Origin of the sequence: Streptomyces sp. 184 (assembly GCF_045781775.1) — a bacterium.
GTDB lineage: Bacteria > Actinomycetota > Actinomycetes > Streptomycetales > Streptomycetaceae > Streptomyces.
The window spans coordinates 5,887,746-5,909,772 of the sequence record NZ_CP123230.1 but is presented as its reverse complement, the minus strand read 5'-3'; the positions used below and the strand labels follow the sequence as shown (position 1 = coordinate 5,909,772).

Annotated in this window: 15 protein-coding genes; 4 read left to right on the top strand and 11 right to left on the bottom strand. The window is 75.6% G+C overall.

Features of this window, described 5'->3' with window-relative positions; genetic code table 11:
- Positions 1 to 71: 71 nt before the first annotated feature.
- Positions 72 to 776: an NADPH-dependent F420 reductase gene (npdG, locus tag QBL21_RS25065; protein WP_407564476.1), complete on the bottom strand. Its 705-nt coding sequence runs from the start codon at positions 774 to 776 to the stop codon at positions 72 to 74.
- Positions 777 to 815: 39 nt separating this feature from the next.
- A complete protein-coding gene (locus QBL21_RS25060; RefSeq protein WP_407564475.1) occupies positions 816 to 2,906 on the bottom strand; it encodes a hypothetical protein in 2,091 nt (696 codons plus the stop codon).
- Between the two features lie 240 nt (positions 2,907 to 3,146).
- Here QBL21_RS25060 and QBL21_RS25055 point away from each other — a divergent pair, with 240 nt between their 5' ends.
- From QBL21_RS25055 to QBL21_RS25045, 3 genes are all read left to right on the top strand, one after another.
- Positions 3,147 to 3,560 (top strand): HIT family protein, encoded by a 414-nt coding sequence (locus QBL21_RS25055; protein ID WP_407564474.1) that lies wholly within the window; start codon positions 3,147 to 3,149, stop codon positions 3,558 to 3,560.
- Positions 3,561 to 3,618: 58 nt separating this feature from the next.
- On the top strand, positions 3,619 to 4,482 hold the full coding sequence (locus QBL21_RS25050) for a hypothetical protein (RefSeq protein ID WP_407564473.1): 864 nt from the start codon (positions 3,619 to 3,621) through the stop codon (positions 4,480 to 4,482).
- Positions 4,483 to 4,841: 359 nt separating this feature from the next.
- Positions 4,842 to 5,576 (top strand): phosphatase PAP2 family protein, encoded by a 735-nt coding sequence (locus QBL21_RS25045; RefSeq protein ID WP_407564472.1) that lies wholly within the window; start codon positions 4,842 to 4,844, stop codon positions 5,574 to 5,576.
- Positions 5,577 to 5,589: 13 nt separating this feature from the next.
- Here QBL21_RS25045 and QBL21_RS25040 read toward each other — a convergent pair whose 3' ends face one another.
- The 9 genes from QBL21_RS25040 to QBL21_RS25000 form a co-directional block, all read right to left on the bottom strand.
- Entirely contained in the window at positions 5,590 to 6,294 is a 705-nt protein-coding gene (locus tag QBL21_RS25040) for a DUF11 domain-containing protein (protein WP_407564471.1), read from the bottom strand.
- A gap of 202 nt (positions 6,295 to 6,496) precedes the next feature.
- A complete protein-coding gene (locus tag QBL21_RS25035; RefSeq protein ID WP_407564470.1) occupies positions 6,497 to 9,634 on the bottom strand; it encodes a bifunctional [glutamine synthetase] adenylyltransferase/[glutamine synthetase]-adenylyl-L-tyrosine phosphorylase in 3,138 nt (1,045 codons plus the stop codon).
- Positions 9,635 to 9,726: 92 nt separating this feature from the next.
- On the bottom strand, positions 9,727 to 10,578 hold the full coding sequence (locus QBL21_RS25030) for an EamA family transporter (RefSeq protein ID WP_407564469.1): 852 nt from the start codon (positions 10,576 to 10,578) through the stop codon (positions 9,727 to 9,729).
- Positions 10,579 to 10,656: 78 nt separating this feature from the next.
- Complete coding sequence (locus QBL21_RS25025) at positions 10,657 to 11,256, bottom strand: MarR family transcriptional regulator (protein ID WP_407564468.1); 600 nt, start codon at positions 11,254 to 11,256, stop codon at positions 10,657 to 10,659.
- 58 nt (positions 11,257 to 11,314) lie between these two features.
- On the bottom strand, positions 11,315 to 12,676 hold the full coding sequence (locus tag QBL21_RS25020; protein ID WP_407564467.1) for a glutamine synthetase family protein: 1,362 nt from the start codon (positions 12,674 to 12,676) through the stop codon (positions 11,315 to 11,317).
- 276 nt (positions 12,677 to 12,952) lie between these two features.
- Positions 12,953 to 15,313 carry a hypothetical protein gene (locus tag QBL21_RS25015; RefSeq protein ID WP_407566555.1) on the bottom strand — a complete coding sequence of 787 codons (2,361 nt, stop codon included), beginning with the start codon at positions 15,311 to 15,313 and terminating at the stop codon, positions 12,953 to 12,955.
- Positions 15,314 to 15,502: 189 nt separating this feature from the next.
- Positions 15,503 to 18,607: an alpha-N-acetylglucosaminidase TIM-barrel domain-containing protein gene (locus QBL21_RS25010; protein WP_407564466.1), complete on the bottom strand. Its 3,105-nt coding sequence runs from the start codon at positions 18,605 to 18,607 to the stop codon at positions 15,503 to 15,505.
- 172 nt (positions 18,608 to 18,779) lie between these two features.
- Positions 18,780 to 19,430 carry a LuxR C-terminal-related transcriptional regulator gene (locus QBL21_RS25005; RefSeq protein WP_407564465.1) on the bottom strand — a complete coding sequence of 217 codons (651 nt, stop codon included), beginning with the start codon at positions 19,428 to 19,430 and terminating at the stop codon, positions 18,780 to 18,782.
- A complete protein-coding gene (locus QBL21_RS25000) occupies positions 19,394 to 20,686 on the bottom strand; it encodes a sensor histidine kinase (protein ID WP_407564464.1) in 1,293 nt (430 codons plus the stop codon). Before QBL21_RS25000 ends, QBL21_RS25005 begins: the two co-directional genes overlap by 37 nt.
- Before the next feature lie 313 nt (positions 20,687 to 20,999).
- On the opposite strand from QBL21_RS25000, the gene glnII reads away from it, so the two are divergent.
- Positions 21,000 to 22,019 carry a glutamine synthetase gene (gene glnII / locus QBL21_RS24995; RefSeq protein ID WP_407566554.1) on the top strand — a complete coding sequence of 340 codons (1,020 nt, stop codon included), beginning with the start codon at positions 21,000 to 21,002 and terminating at the stop codon, positions 22,017 to 22,019.
- Positions 22,020 to 22,027: the final 8 nt, after the last annotated feature.

Below are 22,027 nucleotides of genomic sequence, written 5' to 3'. Positions count from 1 at the left end.
CCCGCCGGCCACCCGGCAGACGCCCGGGAGACGCCCGGGCAGGCGTGCCCCGGGCGTCGCGCAGGCGTCCCTCAGACGTCCGTCAGCCGTACCCCGGCGTGCGCCCGGTAGCGGCGGTTGACCGAGATCAGGTTCGCCACCAGCGCCTCCACCTGGTGCGCGTTGCGCAGCCGGCCCGCGTACACGCCGCGCATCCCCGGGATCAGCCCGGCCAGCGCCTGCACGATGTCCGTGTCGTCCCGGGACTCGCCCAGCACCATCACGTCCGTCTCGATCCGCTCCACCTCCGGGTCCTGGAGCAGCACCGCCGACAGGTGGTGGAACGCCGCCGCGACCCGCGAGTCGGGCAGCAGCGCCGCCGCCTGCTCGGCCGCGCTGCCCTCGGCGGGACGGATCGGGTACGCGCCCTTCTTGTCGAACCCCAGCGGGTTCACGCAGTCCACGACGAGCTTCCCGGCCAGCTCCCCGCGCAGCGCCGACACCGTCGCCTCGTGCCCGTCCCACGGCACCGCGACGATCACCACGTCGCTGTGCCGCGCGCACTCCGCGTTGTCGGCGCCCGTCACGCCGTTGCCCAGCTCGGCCGCCGCCGCCTCGGCCCGCTCCGGCTTCCGGGAGCCGATGACGACCCGCTGCCCGGCCCGTGCGAGCCGGTAGGCCAGCCCCCGGCCCTGGTCGCCGGTGCCGCCCAGCACACCGACGACGAGGCCCGAGACGTCGGGCAGCTCCCACGGGTCTTTCCGGGCGGGCGGAGTGTTCTGCTCACTCGAAGTCATGGGCCGATCGTACGGTGAACGCACGCTCACCGGCAGCGGTCACCCGGCCGGACCGGCCGTGCAGGGCGCGTCGCCGCAGACGTCCACGATCCTGCCGGAGTCCAGGAACTCGGCCATCTGCCGCTGCGCCGCGGGGTCGGCGCGCGGGTCGCTGTGCGGGTCCCGGCCCTCGGTGGGCGGCGTGTTCGTCAGCGGCTGGTACGGGCTGCCGCTGTCCCAGACCAGCACCCCGGAACCCGCGTGCGGGTAGCGCAGCTTGCGTATCCCCCAGTACGGCTCCTCGTCGGGGCTGCGGCCGTCGGCCACCGCCGGCGTGTGGATCCGGGCGCCGACCGTACGCGCCTGCACCTCGGCGGCGGTGGGGGAGACCTGGTGGTCGCCGTAGGCGACGTGCATCAGCACCTGGTGGCGCGGCGTGCGCGGCAGCGGGTCGTCCGTCATGTGCTGGGCGTAGCCGTTCGCCTCGCCGCGGTCCCAGAGCATCTGCATGAGCGCGAAGCCGAGTTGCTGCTGGAGCTTGTCCGGGTAGGCCCGGTCCAGGACCTGCTGGAACGGCGCGAAGTCGACGCTGCGGTTGAGCAGCGTGCTGTAGTTCATCGCCGGCACGCCGAGCACGGAGCGCGTGCTGTCCTGCGCCACGGCGGTGTACATGCCGCCCATGATCCCGCCCTGGCTGTGGCCGACGTAGCCGAGCCGGGCGCGGACGTCGATGGCCGGGGCGCCGCCGGCGCCGCGGAAGGCGTCGTCGGCCGCGAGCCCGTCCGCGTGCCGCATGAGGCGGCCGAGCCACAGGGTGTTGAGCACGCCCTGCTGGAGCCGGTCGGCGACCGCGGGGAAGCGGCCGAGGTCCTGGAGGGTGCTCGCGACGAACGGGATGTCCTCGTCCGACATGCCCTGCCACTTCGTGGCGCACATGACGAAGTTGCCGCGGGCCGCCAGCTCGCGCTGCGTACGGGAGCCGACCTGCGTCTCGTTGCCGAGGAGCCCGTGGCCGTAGAGCACGGGCCGCGCCGCCTCGCCGCCGCCGTCCCCGGCGGCCCCGCCGCCGAGGGCGGCGCGCGGTATCTCGCACTGGAAGGGCACCACCTGGTTGTTGCCGGGCAGCCGGGCGGGCAGCGCGTCCTTGCCGCCGCCCGCGCGGTGGAAGCCGGAGCCGGGCGGGCCGCCGGGGGCGTCGAGGTAGCTGGGGACGTTGTAGACGCCGCGGACCGTGCGGGCGACCGGGTCATCCGCGGGGTGGTCCTTCACCTCGTACACCAGATGCTCGGGCACGCCCTTGCCGAGGCCGGCGAAGGCGTCGTCGCGGATGTGCAGCATCCGCTCGCTCAGGCTGCGTTCGCTGGCGACGGTGAAGTCCCAGGCCAGGTAGAGCCCGCGGGAGGAGACGCCGGCGCGGGCCAGGCCGCGCTCGACCTGGCGGTGGTCGCGCTGGCGCTCGTAGAGCGGGTCGCCCCTGCGCAGCGCCGGGCCGTCGACGCGGCGGAAGGCGGCGGGGGCGGGGATGGCGCGGCCGTCGGCGTCCTTGAGCCGGCGCAGCGCGACGACGTAGCGGTGGCCCTCCGCGAGGTTGCGCGCGGGCCGGACGACGAGGGCCTGGCGGGCGGGGTCGGTGGCGTTGGCGTCCAGCTCCGCCCAGTACGGGTGGCGCTTGCCGGTGTCGGCGTCGAGGAGCACGATCGGCGCGTCGCGGTCGAGGGAGGCGCCGATGTCGGTGAGCGGCGCGGCGCCGGTCTCGCCGAGGTCGATGCCGGGCACGTGGGCCAGGATCATCGAGCCGGGCGAGAAGCCGTCGCTGCGGTTCCACTCGGCGGGGTCGATGCGGGTGCCCGCGGCGTTCGCGGGCATGGCGGACGGCTCGAACGCGACCCGGCGGCCGGTGTCCGTGCGGCGGTCGGGCTCGGTGTACCAGTCGTTGGGGAACGGCAGCAGGCAGTCCGCGGGGCCGATGGGGTCGCAGCCGGTACGGTCCGAGCCGCCCGGTCCGCCCGCCGGGCTCTGCCCGGCCCCTTCGGCCCGGTCGGCCCCTTCGGTCTGTTCGGTCCGGTCGGGCGGCTCGGCGAGCGCGGTGGGGGCGAGGAGGCCGAGCGCGAGCGCCGCAACGGTGGTCGTCACCATGAGCCGAGCGCGCACAGGGGCCTCCAACGGGTGGTTACCGAACAGTTAACCGAGGTACTTAGTCAGGGCCGCCGGGCCTGTCAATGGCAGAGGCTTCAGCGATTACGCACGCCGTTTTCACCCAATCCTCAGGCGGACAGGGGACATTGGATCCCATGAACGCGCTTGTGCCCGTCTGTCCGCGCTGCGGCCGTGTCCGGTGCATCTGCCCGCCGCGCGCCCTGCGATGTCACCGGCCCGGTGTTGACTGGAGGGGTGAACTGCACATTCTGCGCCATCGCGAGCGGTGAACTCCCGAGCCACCGGGTGTTCGAGGACGAGGTGGCCGTCGCCTTCCTCGACGCCCGCCCGCTCTTCGCCGGCCATGTCCTGCTGATCCCGCGCCACCACGTGGAGACCCTGACCGACCTGCCGGAGCCGGAGGTCGGCCCGTTCTTCGTACGGGTCCGGAAGCTGACCGCCGCGGTGGAGCGGGGCATGGCCGCGGCCGGGTCGTTCGTCGCCATGAACAACCGGGTCAGCCAGTCCGTACCGCACCTGCACGTGCACGTCGTACCGCGCAACCGCAAGGACGGGCTGCGGGGCTTCTTCTGGCCCCGGACGAAGTACCGGGACGAGGAGCACGCCGCCGAGACGGCCCGGCTGGTCCGCGCGGCGCTCGACGCCTGAACGGCCGTACGCGACCGGCCGCAGGGAACCCGATGCGGAGCAGCGCCGTCCGAGAGACATGAACGGAACGAGCTACCTGCGCACACCGGCGGCCACGGCCGCCGCCCTCGCCACCGCGGTGCTCGTCGCCGGCTGCGGCTCGGAGGACGCCTCCGGGTCCGCCGGCGACCGCGACCGCGGGGAGGGCGACCCCACCGCCCAGCTCTACCGCGTCAGGGCCACCGTCCTGGCGAACGGCGAGCACGGGCCCCAGCTCTGCCGCACGATGACGGACTCGCTGCCGCCGAGCTGCGGCGGCCCCGACGTCGTCGGCTGGAACTGGGACGACGTACGCGCACACCGCGAGAAAGGCACCACGTACACCGACCCGCTCGTCCTCGTCGGCACCTGGGACGGCGAGCGCTTCACCCCGGCCGAGAAGCCCCGGCCGGACCGCGAGTCCACCGGCACGGACGCCGTCGCCGACTTCGCCACGCCCTGCGAGGAGCTGAAGGACGCCCGGCCGGGCAAGGGGAAGGACGCGGGCGACGCCGCCCGGCAGCGGGTGCTGGACAAGGCCGCCACGCTGCCCGGCTACGCCGGCTCCTGGCTCGACGGCGACGTCGTCAACCTCCGGTTCGCCGGCACCGGCGACGAAGGCGGCAAGGCTGCCGGCCCGGACGCCGCCGAGCGCGAGCTGCGCGGCCTGTGGGACGGCCCGCTGTGCGTCGTCGGCGCCGAGCACACCGAGGACGAGCTGACGCGCATCCAGCGGCAGGTCGACAAGGACGTCGAGGGCATGGTCGGCTCCGCCGTCGACCCGGTGCGCAACGCCGTCACCCTGGAGGTCGTCGCCGCCACTCCCGAGCTGCGGCGCGAACTCGACCGCAAGTACGGCGAGGACACCGTGCGGCTGAGCGGCTGGCTCCAGCCCGTCGCCTGACCGCCGCCCGCCCACAGCACCCCACCCCACGAACCGGGTCCCGCGCCGTCCCTCCCCGCCGGTGCGGGACCCGCTGCTGCCCCCCGCGAACCGGGCTCACCGGGCCGCGGGCTACCGCCCAGGGTGGAGATACCGGCCTCAATGCGGCACCGGGGGATGATCTGACGAGCTCTCTCCGTCTGGCAAACTGTCTCCCCATGGGCGCGTCGTATTCCCGGGACCTTGCTCCCCGGCCAGCGGAGATTGCGAGGACTCTCCAGGACCGGCGGACACCCGTTTCCTCCACAGACACGGACGCCGAGGAGAGACGCAGACTCCCGGCCCCGTCCCGGCAGCGACTCCGCGTCCTGCTCGACCGGATGCGCTCGCCGCGCCCGCCGCGGCTCTGGTTCGAGATCATGCTGGTCGCGCTCGTCTACTGGACGTACTCCATCATCCGCAACGCCGCGCCCGACCAGGAGGCGCAGGCGCTGAAGAACGCGGACCGCATCTGGAGCCTCCAGGAGAACCTGGGACTGGCCTTCGAGCGCTCGCTGAACCACGCGGTCGAGGGCGTCACCTGGCTCGTCGTGTCGATGAACTACTACTACGGCACGCTCCATTACGTCGTCACCATCGGCGTCCTCGTCTGGCTCTACCGCCGCCAGCCCGGCCGCTACGCCGCCGTGCGCCTCGCCCTCGCCGTCACCACCTGCTTCGCCCTCGTCGGCTACTACAGCTTCCCGCTGGCGCCCCCGCGGCTGATGGAGGGCATGGACTTCGTCGACACCGTGCGGGTGCACGAGACCTGGGGCTCGATGTCGTCGGGCAACCTCGCCAACGTCTCGAACCAGTACGCCGCCATGCCCTCGATGCACGTGGGCTGGTCGGTGTGGGCGGGCGTCACCATCGCCGTGCTGGCGAAGCCGCTGTGGGTGAAGCTGCTCGGCGTGCTCTACCCGACGCTGACACTGCTGGTCATCATGGCGACGGCGAACCACTTCTGGATGGACGCGGTGGGCGGGATCATCTGCCTCACCTTCGGCTTCGCGGTCTCGTACGCCTGGTACGGGACGATCGCGTACCGGCTGCCGCAGAAGGTCGTCTCCACCTAGCGCCGCGGGCGCGTCACCGGTCGTCCTCCGCGTCCCGGGACCGGCGGCGGCGCAGGATCACGATCCCCGCGGTGCCGACGAGCAGCGCGGCGGCGGCGCTGCCGACCGCGTAGACCTTGTTCGAGGAGACCCAGGGCTCCGGGGTCCACTCGTCGTCGGCGCTGGTGCAGGTGAGCCACTCGCCGCGGGTGCCGCCCTGGAAGCAGACCGTGGTGGCGGAGGCGGGCACGTCGGCGTCGGCGCGCAGCCGGGCCGGTACGGCGTCGGCGGCGTGGTTGGCGTGGTTGGCATCAGGGGCGTCGGTGCGCTGGTCCCCGGCGTCGCTCTCGTCGGCCGGTGTTCTTCCGTGCGCTTCGCCGCGTTCCGTGCGGTCGGGTGCGGCGGTCACCGTCAGCACCCGGCTGGTGCCCGCCGGGAGCATGATCCGCCACGTCACCTGGCTGCCGGTCGTCCTGGCCCGCGGGCTCGCCGAGACGTATCCCATGGAGTCGGGCAGGAGTTGGGTCACCAGGCCGTGCGGGGCGTCCGTCCCGGAGGTGTTGCGCACCGTGATCGCGTACGTCGTGCCGCCGTCCTCCGCGGCCCGGCTGTCCAGGGCGAGCCGGACCGGCGACGACGGCCCGTCGGCCGGGGGCGCGCCGGGGGACTGCGGCGGGGCCGGTGCGAGGGATGCCAGCAGGCCGGCGGCCAGCGCCGCCTGCGCGATCGCCGTACGCATTCGGTGTCACCTCGCTGTCCGTGCTGCCCGGTCCGTGCGGCCGGTCTACCAGCGGGCCACGGAAAGAAAAAGGGCAAATCGCACGAACAAGGCGCCATGCTACGAACGGCCCGCCGCGCGGTCCCCCCTTCGGACGAACCGGCTCGGCGGCGCGTCCGGCGGGCGTCCGGCGGTGCGGGCCCGCGGCCGGCCTCCGGTGGCCTCAGTCGTCGTAGAAGAGGCGCTCCACCACCGCGCGCGCCCGCCGCGTCGTCCGCCGGTACTCCTCCGGCAGCTCGCCCGACTGCCCCGGCCCGTAGCCGAAGTAGCGCGCCACCGCCCCGAGTTCGCGCTCGGCGGCGGGGAAGGTGTCGCCGGGCCGGCCGCGCACGAGCATCACCGCGTTGCGCAGCCGCGTCGCCAGCAGCCAGGCGTCGTCCAGTATCCGCGCGTCCTCCGCGTCCAGCAGCCCCGCCTCCAGGGCCGCGGCCAGCGCCGCCCGGGTGCGGGTCGTACGCAGCGCGGGCACCTCGCGGGCGTGCTGCAACTGAATCAGCTGCACCGTCCACTCCACGTCCGCCAGGCCGCCGCGCCCCAGCTTCGCGTGCAGCGCCGGGTCCGCGCCGCGCGGCAGCCGCTCCGCCTCCATCCGCGCCTTCAGCCGCCGGATCTCGCGTACGGCGTCCTCGGCGAGCCCGCCCGCCGGGTAGCGCAGCGGGTCGATCAGCTCCGTGAACCGCACGCCCAGCCCCGCGTCGCCCGCGACCGGCTCGGCGCGCAGCAGCGCGTGGCTCTCCCACGTCAGCGACCAGCGCCGGTAGTACGCCGCGTAGGAGGCGAGCGTACGCACCAGGGGCCCCGACTTGCCCTCCGGCCGCAGGTCGGCGTCGACCAGCAGCGGCGGGTCCGAGCTGGGCAGTTGCAGCAGCCGGCGCAGCTCGTTGGCGACGGCGAACGCCGCCGCGCCCGCCTCCTCGTCGGAGACGCCCTCGCGCGGCTCGTGCACGAAGAGCACGTCGGCGTCCGAGCCGTAGCCCAGTTCGTGGCCGCCGAAGCGGCCCATGCCGATGACGGCGAACCGCGTCGGCAGCGTGTCGCCCCAGCGGGCGGCGGTCGCGGCGCGCAGGGCGCCGGCGATGGTCGCGGCGTTGAGGTCGCTGAGCGCGTCGCCGGTGCGGTCGACGGCGGCGGCGGTACGGGCCTGCTCGTCGGGGTCGTCCGCCGGCGGCTCCGGGTCCGCGGCCCCCTCCTCGCCCGGCGGCGGATGCGCCCCGTACGCCGTGATGAGGTCCGCCGCCGCGGTACGGAACAGCTCCCGCCGCCGTACCCCGCGGGCCGCCGCCACCGCCGCCTCCGGGTCCGTGTGCCGGCCCACGGCCGCCAGCGTCTCCTGCTCCAGGTGCGCCCGCCCGCGCGGCCGGAGCCCCTGCTCGTCGCCGAGCAGCGCCACCGCCTCCGGCGCGCGCAGCAGCAGGTCCGGCGCGAGCCGGCCCGAGGACAGCACCCGCGCCAGGTTCTCCGCCGCCGCGCCCTCGTCGCGCAGCAGCCGCAGATACCAGGGCGTGCTGCCCAGCGCGTCCGAGACCTTGCGGAAGTTGAGCAGCCCCGCGTCCGGGTCGGCCGAGTCGCCGAACCAGCCCAGCAGCACCGGCAGCAGCGTCCGCTGGATCGCCGCCTTCCGGCTCATCCCCGACGTCAGCGCCTCCAGATGGCGCAGCGCCGCCGCCGGGTCCTCGTACCCCAGGGCCACCAGCCGCTCCCTGGCGGCGTCCGGCGTCAGCCGCACCTCACCGGGCGCGAGCCGGGCGACGACCGCCAGCAGCGGGCGGTAGAACAGCTTCTCGTGCAGCCGGCGCACCTCGAAGGCGTGCCGCCGCCACGCCTTGCGCAGCGCCGCGACCGGGTCGCCGCGGACCTCGTCGGGCAGCAGCCGCGCCAGCGCGCGGCCGAGCGCCCGCAGCTCGGGCTCGCTTTCGGGCACCAGGTGCGTGCGGCGCAGCTTCTGGAGCTGGATGCAGTGCTCCAGGGAGCGCAGGAAGCGGTACGCGGCGTCCAGCGCGGCGGCGTCGGCGCGGCCCACGTACCCGCCGGCGGCCAGCGCCGCCAGCGCGTCGAGAGTCGTACCGCTGCGCAGCGAGGAGTCGGCGCGGCCGTGCACGAGCTGGAGCAACTGCACCGCGAACTCCACGTCCCGCAGCCCGCCCGGGCCCAGCTTCAGCTCCCGGTCGACCTGCGCGGCCGGGATGTTCGCCACCACCCGGCGGCGCATCTGCTGCACGTCCGACACGAAGTTCTCGCGCTCCGCCGCCTGCCACACCATCGGCGCGATGGCGTCCGTGTACGCCGCGCCCAGCTCCGCGTCGCCCGCGACCGGGCGGGCCTTCAACAGGGCCTGGAACTCCCAGGTCTTGGCCCAGCGCTGGTAGTAGGCGAGGTGGGAGGAGAGGGTGCGGACGAGCGGGCCGTTGCGGCCCTCGGGGCGGAGGTTGGCGTCGACCGGCCAGATGGTGCCCTCGGCGGTGGTGTCCGAGCAGACGCGCATGAGCCGGGCCGCGAGCCGGGTCGCGGCCTGTACGGCGGCGCGCTCGTCGGCGGGCTCGGCCCCCTGGCCGGCGCCCTGGCCCGACCCCTGTCCGGCGCCCGGCCCGCCGTCGCGCGGCTCGGCGACGAAGATGACGTCGACGTCCGAGACGTAGTTCAGTTCCCGCCCGCCGCACTTGCCCATCCCGATCACCGCCAGCCGGCACAGCGCGGCGTCCTCGGGCTGCTCCTCGCAGGCGATCTCCAGCGCCGCGCGCAGCGTCGCCGTCGCCAGGTCCGCCAGCTCCGCCGCGGCCTGCACCACGTCCGTCGTCCCGCACACGTCCCGGGCAGCGATCCCCAGCAGCGCCCGCCGGTACGCCACCCGCAGCGCGTCGGCCCGCGGCAGCTCCGCGCCCCGCGGCCCCCACACGCCCTCGGCCAGCGCCCGCTCGAACTCCGCGGTCGTCGGGTGCAGATCGGCCGCCTCGTACGTGACCAGCGACTCCCAGTCGTCCGGATGCCGCGCCAGATGATCGCCCAGCGCCTCGGACGCGCCGAGCACCCCCAGCAGCCGGTCGCGCAGCGGCTTGGCGGTCACCAGGGTGTCGAGCAGCGCCTGCCGCCGCTCCGGCGCCAGGGCCTCCGCGAGCCGCACCAGACCGAGCAGCGCCCGGTCCGGGTCGGCGGTGGCGCCCAGCGCGTCGAGCAGCACGGAATCGTCCCGTACGCCGTCGAGCACCGGGGACTCCAGCAGCCGCCCGGCGTCGGCCGGCTCCCCGAACCCGTAGCGCAGCAGCCGGGTGAACGCACTGCTCCTGCGCCCCTGGGGAACCGCCATCGCGCGCACCGCCTCCCGTCCCGTGATCACGCCGCTACGAGCTTACGACGCCGCCCCGGGCGAAGGGCCGGGTGCGGGGGAACGGACGGCGGTCACGCCATCGCGATCAGGCCGATCGCCGCGCCCGCGCACACCAGGCCCGCCGACTGCCGCAGGGTGAGGCGCTCGCGGAGGACGGCGAGGGCCAGCAGCACCGGGATCGCGGGGTACAGGGCGGCGAGGACGGTGGCGACGGCCAGCAGCTCCTGGCGGGTGGCGTACAGGTAGAGGACGGTGGCGAGGGTGCCGAGCACGCCCGCGACGGCCACGTGCGGCGTGCACCGTGCCGGCAGCCGCCACGGCTCCCGGTCCCCCAGCACGGCCAGGGCGACGACGGCGACCGACACGACGCGGCTCACGGTGACGGCCCACAGCTCGCCGCCGGCGGGCATGCGGGCGACGGCGAGGAAGTGCACGGCGATGCCGGCCCCGGCGACGAGCGCGTCCCGCGTGGCGGAACCGCGCCCGCGCCCGGCCGCCGTCTTCCGCCGGCCGGCGCCGGACCGCGGCGCGGCGCTCCCCGCCCCGTCCGGCCGGGGCCGCGGGTCCCGCTCCGGTCCGCCGCCCTCGTCCGCTCCGCGGGAGACCAGCCACAGCGCGGGGAACGCCGCCGCGATGCCCGCGAGGGCGGCGGCCGCGGGGCGTTCGCCGAGGAGGGTGATGCCCAGGACGACCGGGACGGCGACCGCGGTCACGTCGCTCGTCGGCACCACGACGCTCATCGCCCCCCTGGCCATGGCGCGGTAGAGGAAGGCCACCCCGATCCCGGTGCCGACACCCGAGACCGCGCCCCACGCCGGCCCCGCGGCGTCCGGGCCGCCCGCCCCCGTCGCGGCGACCGCGACGAGTGCGGCGGCCAGGCTCACGGCCGAGCCGTACATCTGGGCGTACAGAGCCACCGTCACCCCGGCGCCCGCCGGGCGGCGAGCCCGGCCGCGAAGTGCGTGAGGCCGAAGCTGACGGCAGAGGTCAGCGCGAGCAGCTCACCCACCGCGCTCACGCGCCCCGCCGCGCGTCTTGCCCGTGCCCGTACCGCGCCTCCCGCCGGGCCCGGCGGCGTCCCGCTCGTCCCGGGCCGCCTGCCCGACCGGGCACACGTGCCCGTCCGCCAGGCAGGCCCCCCGGTCGCACAGCCGGCACAGCACGTCCTCGGAGCCCACGTCCCCGTACAGCCCGGCGAGCAGCCGCTCCAGCGCCGCGCCGAGCGCCGCGCCCTCGGCGCCGGAGAGCCCCGACAGCACGCGGCGCAACTCCTCCTGCCGCGCCTCCTCCGCGCGGGCCGCCGCCGCGGCGCCGGCCCCGGTGAGCCGCAGCGCCACCGCCCGCCCGCCGCCCCGCTCCCGCTGGACCAGCCCGCGCGCCGCGAGTTGGTCCAGCATCCGGGCGCACGCCGGCTGGCTCAGCCCGATGCGCCGGCCCAGCTCGGTGACGCCGATTCCCTCCGCGCCCCGCAGGGTGACCAGCGCGGCGGTGCCGCTGACGCTCGCCCCGGCCGCCGCGGCGGCCGCGGTGGTCATCCGGTCGGACACCGTCAGCGCGGCGGCGCCGAGGAGGTTCGCGGTCCGTTTCCCGTCATCATGCATAACTCATGCATAACTCATGGGCCGCACCGCCCGCAAGACGTGCGCGGCCGGCGGCCGCCTACAGCACCGGGAGGCTCTTGCGGAGTTCGAAGGCCGTGACCTCGGAGCGGTACTCCTCCCACTCCTGCTTCTTGTTGCGCAGGAAGAAGTCGAAGACGTGCTCGCCGAGCGTCTCCGCGCAGATCTCGCTGCGCTCCATCAGCCCGATCGCCTCGCCGAGGTTCTGCGGCAGCGGCTCGATGCCCATCGCGCGGCGCTCCGCGTCGGTCAGCGCCCACACGTCGTCCTCGGCGCCCGGCGGCAGCTCGTAGCCCTCCTCGATGCCCTTCAGGCCGGCGGCCAGGAGCATCGCGTACGCCAGGTAGGGGTTGCAGCCCGCGTCCAGGGAGCGGACCTCGATGCGGGTGGAGCCCGTCTTGCCCGGCTTGTAGAGGGGCACGCGGACCAGCGCGGAGCGGTTGTTGTGGCCCCAGCAGATGTACGACGGCGCCTCCCCGCCCGCGCCCGCGGTGCGCTGGGAGCCGCCCCAGATGCGCTTGTACGAGTTGACCCACTGGTTCGTCACCGCGGACACCTCCGCGGCGTGCCGCAGCAGCCCGGCGATGAAGGAGCGGCCCACCTTCGACAACTGGAACTCCGAGCCGGACTCGTGGAAGGCGTTGCGGTCGCCCTCGAAGAGCGACAGGTGCGTGTGCATCCCGGAGCCCGGGTACTCCGAGAACGGCTTCGGCATGAACGTCGCCTGCACGCCCTGCTCCAGCGCCACCTGCTTCATGATCAGCCGGAACGTCATGATGTTGTCCGCGGTGGCCAGCGCGTCCGCGTAGCGCAGGTCGATCTCCTGCTGCCCCGGCGCGCCCTCGTGGTGCGAGAACTCCACCGAGATGCCCATCGACTCCAGCATCGTGATCGCCTGCCGGCGGAAGTCCATGCCGACGTTCTGCGGGGTGTGGTCGAAGTAGCCCGAGTTGTCCGCGGGCACCGGGCGGCTGCCGTCGACCGGCTTCTCCTTCAGGAGGAAGAACTCGATCTCGGGGTGGGTGTAGAAGGTGAAGCCCAGGTCGGACGTCTTGGCGAGGATCCGCTTCAGCACGTACCGCGGGTCGGCGAAGGACGGCGAGCCGCCCGGCATGAGGATGTCGCAGAACATCCGCGCCGTCCCCGGGGTCTCGGCGCGCCAGGGGAGCACCTGGAACGTGGCGGGGTCGGGCTTGGCGAGCATGTCCGACTCGTGCACCCGGGCGAAGCCCTCGATGGCCGAGCCGTCGAAGCCGATGCCCTCGTCGAACGCCTGCTCAAGCTCGGCGGGCGCGACGGCGACGGACTTCAGAAAGCCCAGCACGTCGGTGAACCACAGCCGCACGAAGCGGATGTCGCGCTCCTCCAGGGTTCGGAGCACGAACTCCTGCTGCTTCTCCATGGTCCACATCCTCGCAGGTGACTCGGTGGCGTGGGCGCGAGCCCTCAGTATCACGCTACGGAGTTTCACGGGCGTTTCGCACCCCGCACGGTGCGGGTGTGCGTGCGCGGCGGGCGGGGGAGCGGGTGGCAGGGCCGCGGGGCGGCCGGTGGTGCGGCGACGGCGCGCGCTCGTGCGGTACGCGCCGGCGTACGTGGTCCGTCGCAGCTCCGGGTGGGTCCGGGTGGGTCCGCCGGCGGGTCGGGGTGCGCGCTGCGCCCCGCCCACGGCAGGGCGTTACGACGGCGGGCGCAGCGTCGAGCCGTCCGTCAGCGTCGCGCTCAGCTCCGCCTGGGCGCCGCGTTCCGCCGCCGTGGCCAGGAAGCGGCCCTGGGTCGCGCCGCTCACGCCGCCGGAGGCGGTGACCGAGGTGACGTCGCGGCTGCCCGCCGCCAGCACGTACCAGCTTCCGGAGCGCGACTTCCACAGCACGCCCGCCAGCGCGTGCGGCGCGCGCACCCCGCAGGCGGTGGTGTCCCGCGCGCGGGACACCACCGCGCCCTGCTGCCGCGGCTCGGTCGCCGGGGGCTGGAACTGCGCCAGGGTCACCCCGCCCGCGCCGCGCCAGGTGTCGGCGCGGGTGCACACCCAGGCGGCGGTGCCGCCGGCCTCGGGCAGCGGCTGGCCGGCGAACGTCCAGGAGTTCACGGACCGTACGCCGTGGGCGCGGAGCGCGGCGAGGTGGCAGGCGGTACGGGACCAGCGGTCGCGGGCGGCGGCGCCGGCGACGTCGGCCGCGGCGGCGGGGGGCCCGTACGTGAGCCGGACGGGCACCAGCTCGCCGAGGTCCGTGGTGAGCTGCGCGGGCGCGCCGGTGCCGGCGGAGGGGCGGGTGCGCAGCTCCAGCGCGGGCCAGGCGGTGCAGGGCTGCTCTGCGGCGGACGGGGACGCGCCGGGGGACGCGTCGGGGGAGGTGCCGCCGGACCCGGCGTCCGGTGCGCCGCTTTCGCCCGGGGCGGTGGTGGGGAGCGGAGGGCTGGGTACGGGGTCGGTGACGCCGTCCGTGTCGCGGCCGACCCGCTGCGGCTCCGCCGCCGGGTCCAGCAGCTCGCGCAGCGAGACGCCGGAGACCCAGGGGGCGGTGAGATAGCGGACGTTGCCGTCGGTGCGGCCGACGACGACGGCCAGCGCGCTCGCCGCGTCCGCCGCGTCGGCGCGGGCGAAGTCCAGCACCGCGGCATCCGGCTGCTCCCGCACCTCCGCGTACCGCACGAGCCGCAGCCCGTCGTGGAAGAGCACGACCGTCGCCCGGTCGACGTCCCCCGCGTACAGCAGCCGCGGCGGCCCCGCGGGCGGCCCGGCGGCGGTGCCGGGCGTCGCGGAGACCCGTACGGACTCGCCGGGCCGGGCCCAGACGGCCAGCGCCCGGCGCAGCAGCCCGGCGTCGCCGGTGCGGGCGCCGCGGGCGGGCCAGGCGGCGAAGTCGGCGCGGCCGGCGCGCTGCCAGTCGTCGCGGCCGGCGACGGCGAGCTGCGCCGGGTCGAGCGCCTGCTCGGCGAAGGCGTTGCGGGCGTACGAGGGCGCCGCCGCGTCGTCGGTACCGCCCCCGGCGCCGGGGACGCCGAGCAGCGCGACGACGGCGACCAGCGCCGCCGCGGCGGCGAGCGCGGCGCGGGTGTGCTGGCGGCGCCGTAGCAGGTCGGTGGGGCGGGCCTGCAACGAGCAGGGGTCGAACTCGGGGGAGAGCAGCAGCCGCCGCTCCGCGCTGCCGGGCGGCTCCGCGACGCGGCCGGCGGCGGCGAGCGCGGCCCCGGGGTCCTCGGCGCCGGCCGCCGCGAGGAGCCGGCGCACGGCGGGGTCGGGCAGCGCTTCGAGGCCGCGCAGCACGTACGCGGCGCGGGCCGGCGCCGGGAGCGCCGCGAGGGCGCGGTCGAGGGCCAGTTCGTCGGAGCCGCCCGGGCGCGGGTGGAGCCGCAGGCCCCAGAGCCGGGGCAGCGGGCTCGGCAGCCGGCCGGGCCGCGGCAGCCCCAGCCGGCCGCGGGGCCGGGCGGCGTCGAGCGCGGCCCGCACGACCCGCAGCCGCACGTACGCGTACCCGGCCTCGCCGTCGCCCTCCGCCCGCGCCGAAGTGCCGGCTGCGCTCGTACCGCCGCCGCGCCAGGGCTTCGCCGTGCCCAGGTCCCGTTCCGCACCGTCGTCCTCGTCGGGGCACTCGCCGGGGGACGCACCGGACAAGCCGCTCGCGGAGCGGCGCCCGCCGGCGCTGTCCACCGCGCCGCCGCCCGCCGCGCCGCGGCCCGGGCCGCCGAGGCCGCCGCGCTCCGTACCCGGAACCCCGCGCCGGTCTCCGGCACCCGCACCCGGCCCCGCACCCGGCCCCGCACCCGGGAAGCCGCCGTCCGCCCGCGGCCCCGGCACCGCGCCCGCCGGCACCCCGCCGCGCACGCCGTCGTGCACCCCGCCGCGCAAGACATCGCCCGGCACCCCGCCCCGTACCCCGTCGCGCGCCGCGCCGCCCGGCACGCCGTCGTCCGGCGCCGGTGCCCCCGGCCCCGTACGCCCCCGGGGCAGCGAGCGCTGCACCAGGCCGTGTGCCGCAAGCACCCGCCTGCCGCGGTCCGGTGTCGCCGGCAGCAGCAGGTACGCGAGGCGCGTCAGGTGTGCGTAGTGCTCGACGACGGCGGCCTCGGCCTGCTCGACGTCGACGGGTGACGAGACGGTGTCCGCGGGCGGTGTCGGCGCCGCGGCCCCCGGGGTGGTGACGGCCTGCTGGTCCACGCTGGGTAGAACGAGTGAATCCTCAGATGGTCACCCCGCAGCGGGCCCCGGCGCCCCGCCCGCCGGTCCTCACCCGCTCGTCCACCCGCTGAACTCCACCGTCCCGCGCACCCCCGCCGCCGCCGACATGAACAGCCCCGCGTCCTGCACCGCCGCCGTCCCCGGCACCGTGACCGTCGCCACCGTCCGCCACGTCGCCCCGCCGTCCGTGGAGCACGCGCCCGTGAACTCGGTCCCCGACCGCGTCAGCCGCAGCGTGACCGGCGCCGTGACGCCCGTGACGCGGCGGTACGTGTCCAGCGTCCCGTCGCCGTTGGAGTCGTACGACAGCACCACGCCGTTCGCCGGTGTCACCGACAGGTTGAGGAACCCGCCCGCGCCCGCCGTCCGCAGGTCGTCGCGGGCGACGATGCCGGCCCGCGCCCACGGCCCGGTCGGCGCCTGCGCGTCGACCGTCAGCGTCACCGAGCCGCCGGAGGCCAGCGCCCCCGGCCGGAAGACCGCGCCGAACTCGGTGGTGGCCTTCCACATGTCCGCGCCGGCCCCGTCGACCGCCCAGCGGTCGCCGAGCTGCCCGAAGACGGCGGCGTTCGTGGTGACCGTGGCGACGCTGTCGTCCAGCGGCCCGGCGACGAACAGCGTCCCCGGCGTGTGCACCGCCACCGGGTCCTGGCCCGCCATCCCGTACGCCGTGCGCAGCTCGTACGCCAGCGGCGTCAGCGGTGCCTCGGGCGGCCCCGCCGGGGCCCGTACCTCCCATGTGAACTCCGCCTTCCCCGCTGCCGGCACGCCCGGCAGCGAGGCGGCCCCCGGCGGGGCGGCGTCGAGGCCGGTCAGCTCCAGCTCCACCGGGCCGGTGGCGGCCAGCCCGCACATGTTGCGGAACCCGGCGGTCAGCCGCCCCGTCCCGCCGGGCGCGAGCGCCGGGGGGTCCGCGACGGCGGTGACGACGCCCTGGTACGGCGCGGCGGCCAGCACGTCGCGGACGCGGCGGGCGAGGGCGTGCGCGTTGCCGGAGGGGCGCTCGGGGTAGCGGTTGCGCTGCCGCGTCCAGGGATCCTCGACCGCGTACCAGTCGAAGGGTTCCGGCTCGCGCCCCGCCGCCAGCGCGTCCTGAAGCTCCTCCAGGTAGGCGCGCCAGCGCGGCGCGTGGAAGTCGCGGATCAGCCCCGACCAGTCGCGGTTCGCGTAGTCCGCGAGGTGCCCGCCGTCGGCGGTGGGGCGGTCGGCCCAGGTGGTGACGAGCACCCGCGCGGTGCGCTCCAGCAGTGCGGCCTCCGCGTCGTCCGCGGCCATCCGGCGGGCGTCGGCGAGCCACGGGCCGAGGAGGAACGCGCGGTGCGCGCCGGCGGTCTCGTCGCTGAGGTCCATCAGCTTCAGCCACAGGTCGGACAGCGTGCGGAAGGTCGCCGCGTCCCCGCGCCCGTACGCCGCCTTGAGCTGCGGCAGCAGCACCCGCGAGCGGCTGGCGAGCGCCTGGCGGGCCAGGTCGACGACGTCGTGGCGGTACGCGTCGGAGGCGCGCAGCGCCGGGGCGGCGCCCAGCAGCGCGCCGAACGCCTTGTCGAACTCGGCGAGGTCGAAGGCCGGGGTCTTGGTCGCGTAGTACGCGCCGGAGCGCGCGTCCAGCGACGGGCGGGCGGCGAAGATCGAGTCGTGCGGGCGGCCGTCGGCGCTGGAGATCGCGTACGCCGTCTCCCGCAGCGCCGCGAACGCCGCGCGCGCCGACGGGTCCCCGCCGCCGTAGCGCACCGCGGCGTACTCGTCGAACCACGCCTCGCGGTCCACCGGCTCCGCCCGCCACGCCAGTTCACCGAACAGCTCCAGCGCCGCCGGGTCGCGCTCGGCGGCCTCCGGCATGTACGCGGTGCCGACGCACGCGCTGCCCGGCTTGTCGCGCCAGGCCGCGAAGCGCTCCGCCCACATGTGGGTCTTGGCGCCGATCGTGGTGCGCCCGCCGAAGTTGGGGATGGTGCCGAAGGCGTACGGCACGCCGCCCCAGTCCGCCTCGCGGTCGGTGACCCGCTCCAGGTCGGACAGGCCGTCCACGACGAGCATCCGCTCGGGGTGCGCGAGGCCGTCGAGCAGGTCGCGCCGGGGGTTCTCCTGCCAGCCGAGGATGACCCACGTCGCGCCGGGGCGGGCGGCTTGCAGCGCGGACTCGACGGCGCGCGCGGCCTGCGGCACGGGCACGTCGCCGGGGTCGCCGCCCTCGTGCAGCAGGTCCATCTTCAGGTGCCGTACGGGTCCGAACAGCTCTTCCTGGTGGCGGTAGAACGCGGCGGCGATGTCGCGGAACGCCTTGGTGCGCGGGTCGAGCCAGTCGGGGCGGCGCAGCCCCGCCCAGGTGCCCTGGGGGATGGTGCGGGCGCCGGGAATCCTGTCGGAGAAGCCGACGGGCACGGTGCCGAAGTAGCCGGGCAGCACGGGGGAGATGCCCAGCTCGCGCATGCGGTCCACGATGCGCCGGCCGAGTTCGGTGCGCTCGGCCAGCAGTTCGGGGCTGACGGGGCCGCCGTAGTCGCTCATGTTCTGGAGCAGCCACCAGGGCTGGTGACTGGGGGCGGGCAGCCAGGCGCGGGCCTCGGCGTCGGTGTAGCCGAACTCCGTCAGCACCCGGTGGTAGACGGCCTCGGTGCCGGGGGTGACGAGGACCTGGTTGCAGCCGTGCAGGGCGAGCACGTCGAGGAACCGCTCCCAGCGCGGCCAGTCGTGGTACGGGCCGGTGTAGCCGTCGTGCGTGTCGTTGAGCGCGAAGCGGGCCGGGACGGTGGCGCGGCGCTCCACGGGCGCGGCGGGCGCGGGCAGGCGGCGCGGCAGCCGGGTCTGGCTGCCGGACCAGGAGACGACGGCGCGGCAGGTGTACTTCAGGTACCAGTGCACGCCGGTGAGGAGCACCGCGGGGCTGGTGCCGCCGACCTCGATCCGGCCGGCCCGGCCGCGTACGGTGAACCGCTCGTCGCCGTCGAGGGCGGTGAGCGTGAACTGCCGGGCGTGGTCGGGCAGCAGCCGCTCCAGCGCGTCCCGGGCCGCCGCCACGTCGAACCCCCTGCCGGCCGTCGTATCGCCTTCGGCCGTCACGCTACGGGCGTGTGCCTGCCCGCCGACGAGTGCCGCGCCGGCGCCGAGTCCGCCGGCCGTGCCCAGGATCGCGCGTCGCGTCATGTCCGTCATCAGCGGACCGTAGCCACGCGCGGGGGCAGCGGGCAACGGAGGGAAACGGGCGAAAAGTGACCCGCGGCCGGGCGGGCACCGCAAGCGCTGTCTCCCGGGCCCCGGAACCGGCCCGGCCCGGACCCGTACCCTCGCCTTCCGCCCGGCCGGGACCGCCCGCGCCGTGCGTCGGTCAGCCGTGGTCCAGGTACGCCAGCACCGCCAGCACCCGCCGGTTGTCGTCGTCGGACGGCGGCAGCCCGAGCTTGCCGAAGATGTTCGACGTGTGCTTGGCCACCGCCCGCTCCGTGACCACCAGCCGCTCGGCGATCGCCGCGTTGGACCGCCCCTGCGCCATCAGCTCCATCACCTCGCGCTCCCGCGGGGTCAGCGTGTTCACCGGCTGGTCCTGCGCCGCCCGCCGGCTCAGCAACTGCGAGATGACCTGCGGGTCCATCGCCGTGCCGCCGCCCGCCACGCGCCGTACCGCGTCGATGAACTGGTCGGCGTCGAACACCCGGTCCTTCAGCAGGTAGCCCACCCCGCCGCGCTCGTCGGCCAGCAGCTCGCGCGCGTACAACTGCTCGACGTGCTGCGAGAGCACCAGCACCGGCAGCCCCGGCCGCTTCGCCCGCGCTTGGAGCGCGCACTGGAGCCCCTCGTCCGAGAACGACGGCGGCAGCCGGACGTCGACCACCGCGACGTCCGGCTCCAGCTCGTCCAGGGCCCGCGCCAGCTCCGGGCCGTTGTCCACCGCGGCCAGGATCTCGAAGTCATACGCTTCGAGCATGCGGACGAGACCGTCCCTCAGAAGGAAGAGGTCTTCGGCGATGACAGCGCGCACGGAATCTCCAGGGTCACCATCGTGGGGCCGCCGACCGGGCTGTTGACGGCCAGTACGCCGTCGAATGTACCCAGCCTGCGCTCCACCCCGGCGAGGCCGGAGCCCTTGTCCACCGCGGCGCCCCCGCGGCCGTCGTCCGTGATCGCGATCCGCAGCATGCCCTCGCGGTGCCCCATGTCCAGCCACACGCGCTGCGCCTGCGCGTGCTTGACGGCGTTCGTCAGCACCTCGCTGATCGCGAAGTACGCCGCCGACTCCACCGGCTCCGCGGCCCGCCCGGGCGGCGTGCCCAGGTCGACGTCCACCTCGACCGGCACCGGCATGCGCAGCGCCAGCGCCCGTACCGCGTCCGCGAGCCCCCGCTCGGCCAGCACCGGCGGGTGGATGCCCCGTACCAGGTCGCGCAGCTCCGTGAGCGCTTCGGCGGACTCCCCGCGCGCCCGCGACACCAGCTCCTTCGCCTTGGCCGGGTCCTTCTCGATCAGCGCCTCGATGGTGCCCAGGCTCATCCCCATGGCGACCAGCCGGGCCTGCGCCCCGTCGTGCAGGTCGCGCTCGATGCGGCGCAGCTCGGCGGCGGAGTTGTCGACGGCGTCCGAGCGGGTCTCGGTCAGCCGCGCGACCCGCTCGGCCAGCTCGACCTCGCGAGGCGCCAGCACGCCCTTGGTCATCTGGAAGTGCAGCTCCACCAGGCGGTGGCTGGTGAAGAGGCCGACGGCGAGCAGGGCGGTGCCGAGCCCGGCGGCCATGAACGCGGTGCTCTGCGAGGACACCGGCACGAAGCCGTACCAGTAGGTGTGGTCGCCGCCGCCGGTCATGGGGTCCCAGACGCCGGCGGCGATCACGTACCCCTCCAGCGGGTAGAAGGTCAGCGCGACCGTCACCACGGCGAGGACCGTGCCCGCGATCATGTCGGTGAACAGCCAGCGCACGTCGCGCCAGGTCGCCGGGTCGGTCAGCATGTGGCGGGTGCGCTGCGCCTGGCCGATGAGCCCGCCGTGCAGGCCCGGCGGCCAGGGGCGGTACGTGGCGGGGACGCGCACCTGCGACCACTGCGCGGCGAGCAGCCGGCGGAGGTTGGCCTGCCACCGCACGCCCTCCAGCACCCAGGGCGTGGTGATCAGGCCGATGCCGAGCACGGGTATGAGCACGACGGAGACGACGGTCAGCACGAAGAGCGTGATCGAGGCCGCGGTGCACAGCACCGTCAGCGCCAGCGCCCGTACCCCGGCGAGTGCCCAGTTCCGGAAGATCATCTCCGTGGTCCCCTCTGTTCCTGCTGGTCGGCCGGTCCCGCTCCCGGGTGCCGGCGCACGCGGCCCGTTTCCCCGGGCGCATCTCACAGTCTGCCGCGTGGCCCCGGCGGGAGCACGGGGCCGGACCCCCGGCCCGGGGTGTAGCTAGCACCACCCCGCCGTACGGGACGTGGTGACACACCGGGTTTACATACGGGCAACGGAAGGGAAACCGCGGCTTGCCAGGCTGCCGGCAGGACGACACCGCACACCCGGCGGGCCGACCGCGCCCCGCCCGCACCCGGTACGAAGGACGGCGACCGTGAGCCACCCCGTGAGCTACAAGGCCGAGTACATCTGGATCGACGGCACCCTGCCCACCGCCAAGCTGCGCTCGAAGACCAAGATCGTCGAGGCCGGGGCCGAGCCGCCCGTCTGGGGCTTCGACGGCTCCAGCACCAACCAGGCCGAGGGCCGCTCCTCCGACTGCGTCCTGAAGCCCGTCTTCACCTGCCCCGACCCGCTGCGCGGCGGCGCCGACGTGCTCGTGCTCTGCGAGGTCCTCGACACGGACATGAGCCCGCACGCCTCCAACACCCGCGCCGAGCTGCGCGAGGTCGCCGAGCGCTTCGCCGCCCAGGAGCCGGTCTTCGGCATCGAGCAGGAGTACACGTTCTTCCGGGGCTCGCGCCCCCTCGGCTTCCCCGAGAACGGCTTCCCGGCCCCGCAGGGCGGCTACTACTGCGGCGTCGGCGCCGACGAGATCTTCGGCCGCGAGATCGTCGAGGCCCACCTCGACAACTGCCTCAAGGCGGGCCTGGGCCTGTCCGGCATCAACGCCGAGGTCATGCCCGGGCAGTGGGAGTTCCAGGTCGGCCCGCTCGGCCCGCTGGAGGTCGCCGACCAGCTCTGGGTCGCCCGCTGGCTGCTCTACCGCACGGCCGAGGACTTCGGCGTCTCCGCCACCCTCGACCCCAAGCCCGCCAAGGGCGACTGGAACGGCGCGGGGGCGCACACCAACTTCTCCACCCGGCGGATGCGCACGGGCTACGAGGCGATCACCGCCGCCTGCGAGGCGCTGGGCCAGGGCGACAAGCCGCTCCAGCACGTGCGCGCGTACGGCGCGGGCGTGGAGACCCGGCTGACCGGGGCGCACGAGACGGCGCCGTGGGACGAGTACTCGTACGGCGTCTCGGACCGCGGGGCGTCGGTGCGTATTCCGTGGCAGGTGGAGAAGGACGGCAAGGGGTACATCGAGGACCGGCGGCCGAACGCGAACGTCGACCCGTACGTGGTCACCCGCCTGATGGTGGACACGTGCTGCTCGGCGCTGGAGAAGGCCGGCCTGGACTGACGACGGGA

Excerpts from the sequence above, each read along its gene's own strand:
- npdG (WP_407564476.1), bottom strand. The coding sequence starts at position 776 with ATGACTTCGAGTGAGCAGAACACTCCGCCCGCCCGGAAAGACCCGTGG.
- QBL21_RS25050 (WP_407564473.1), top strand. The coding sequence starts at position 3,619 with ATGAACGGAACGAGCTACCTGCGCACACCGGCGGCCACGGCCGCCGCC.
- QBL21_RS25045 (WP_407564472.1), top strand. The coding sequence starts at position 4,842 with ATGCGCTCGCCGCGCCCGCCGCGGCTCTGGTTCGAGATCATGCTGGTC.
- QBL21_RS25040 (WP_407564471.1), bottom strand. The coding sequence starts at position 6,294 with ATGCGTACGGCGATCGCGCAGGCGGCGCTGGCCGCCGGCCTGCTGGCA.
- QBL21_RS25035 (WP_407564470.1), bottom strand. The coding sequence starts at position 9,634 with ATGGCGGTTCCCCAGGGGCGCAGGAGCAGTGCGTTCACCCGGCTGCTG.
- QBL21_RS25025 (WP_407564468.1), bottom strand. The coding sequence starts at position 11,256 with ATGCATGATGACGGGAAACGGACCGCGAACCTCCTCGGCGCCGCCGCG.
- QBL21_RS25020 (WP_407564467.1), bottom strand. The coding sequence starts at position 12,676 with ATGGAGAAGCAGCAGGAGTTCGTGCTCCGAACCCTGGAGGAGCGCGAC.
- QBL21_RS25010 (WP_407564466.1), bottom strand. The coding sequence starts at position 18,607 with ATGACGGACATGACGCGACGCGCGATCCTGGGCACGGCCGGCGGACTC.
- QBL21_RS25000 (WP_407564464.1), bottom strand. The coding sequence starts at position 20,686 with ATGATCTTCCGGAACTGGGCACTCGCCGGGGTACGGGCGCTGGCGCTG.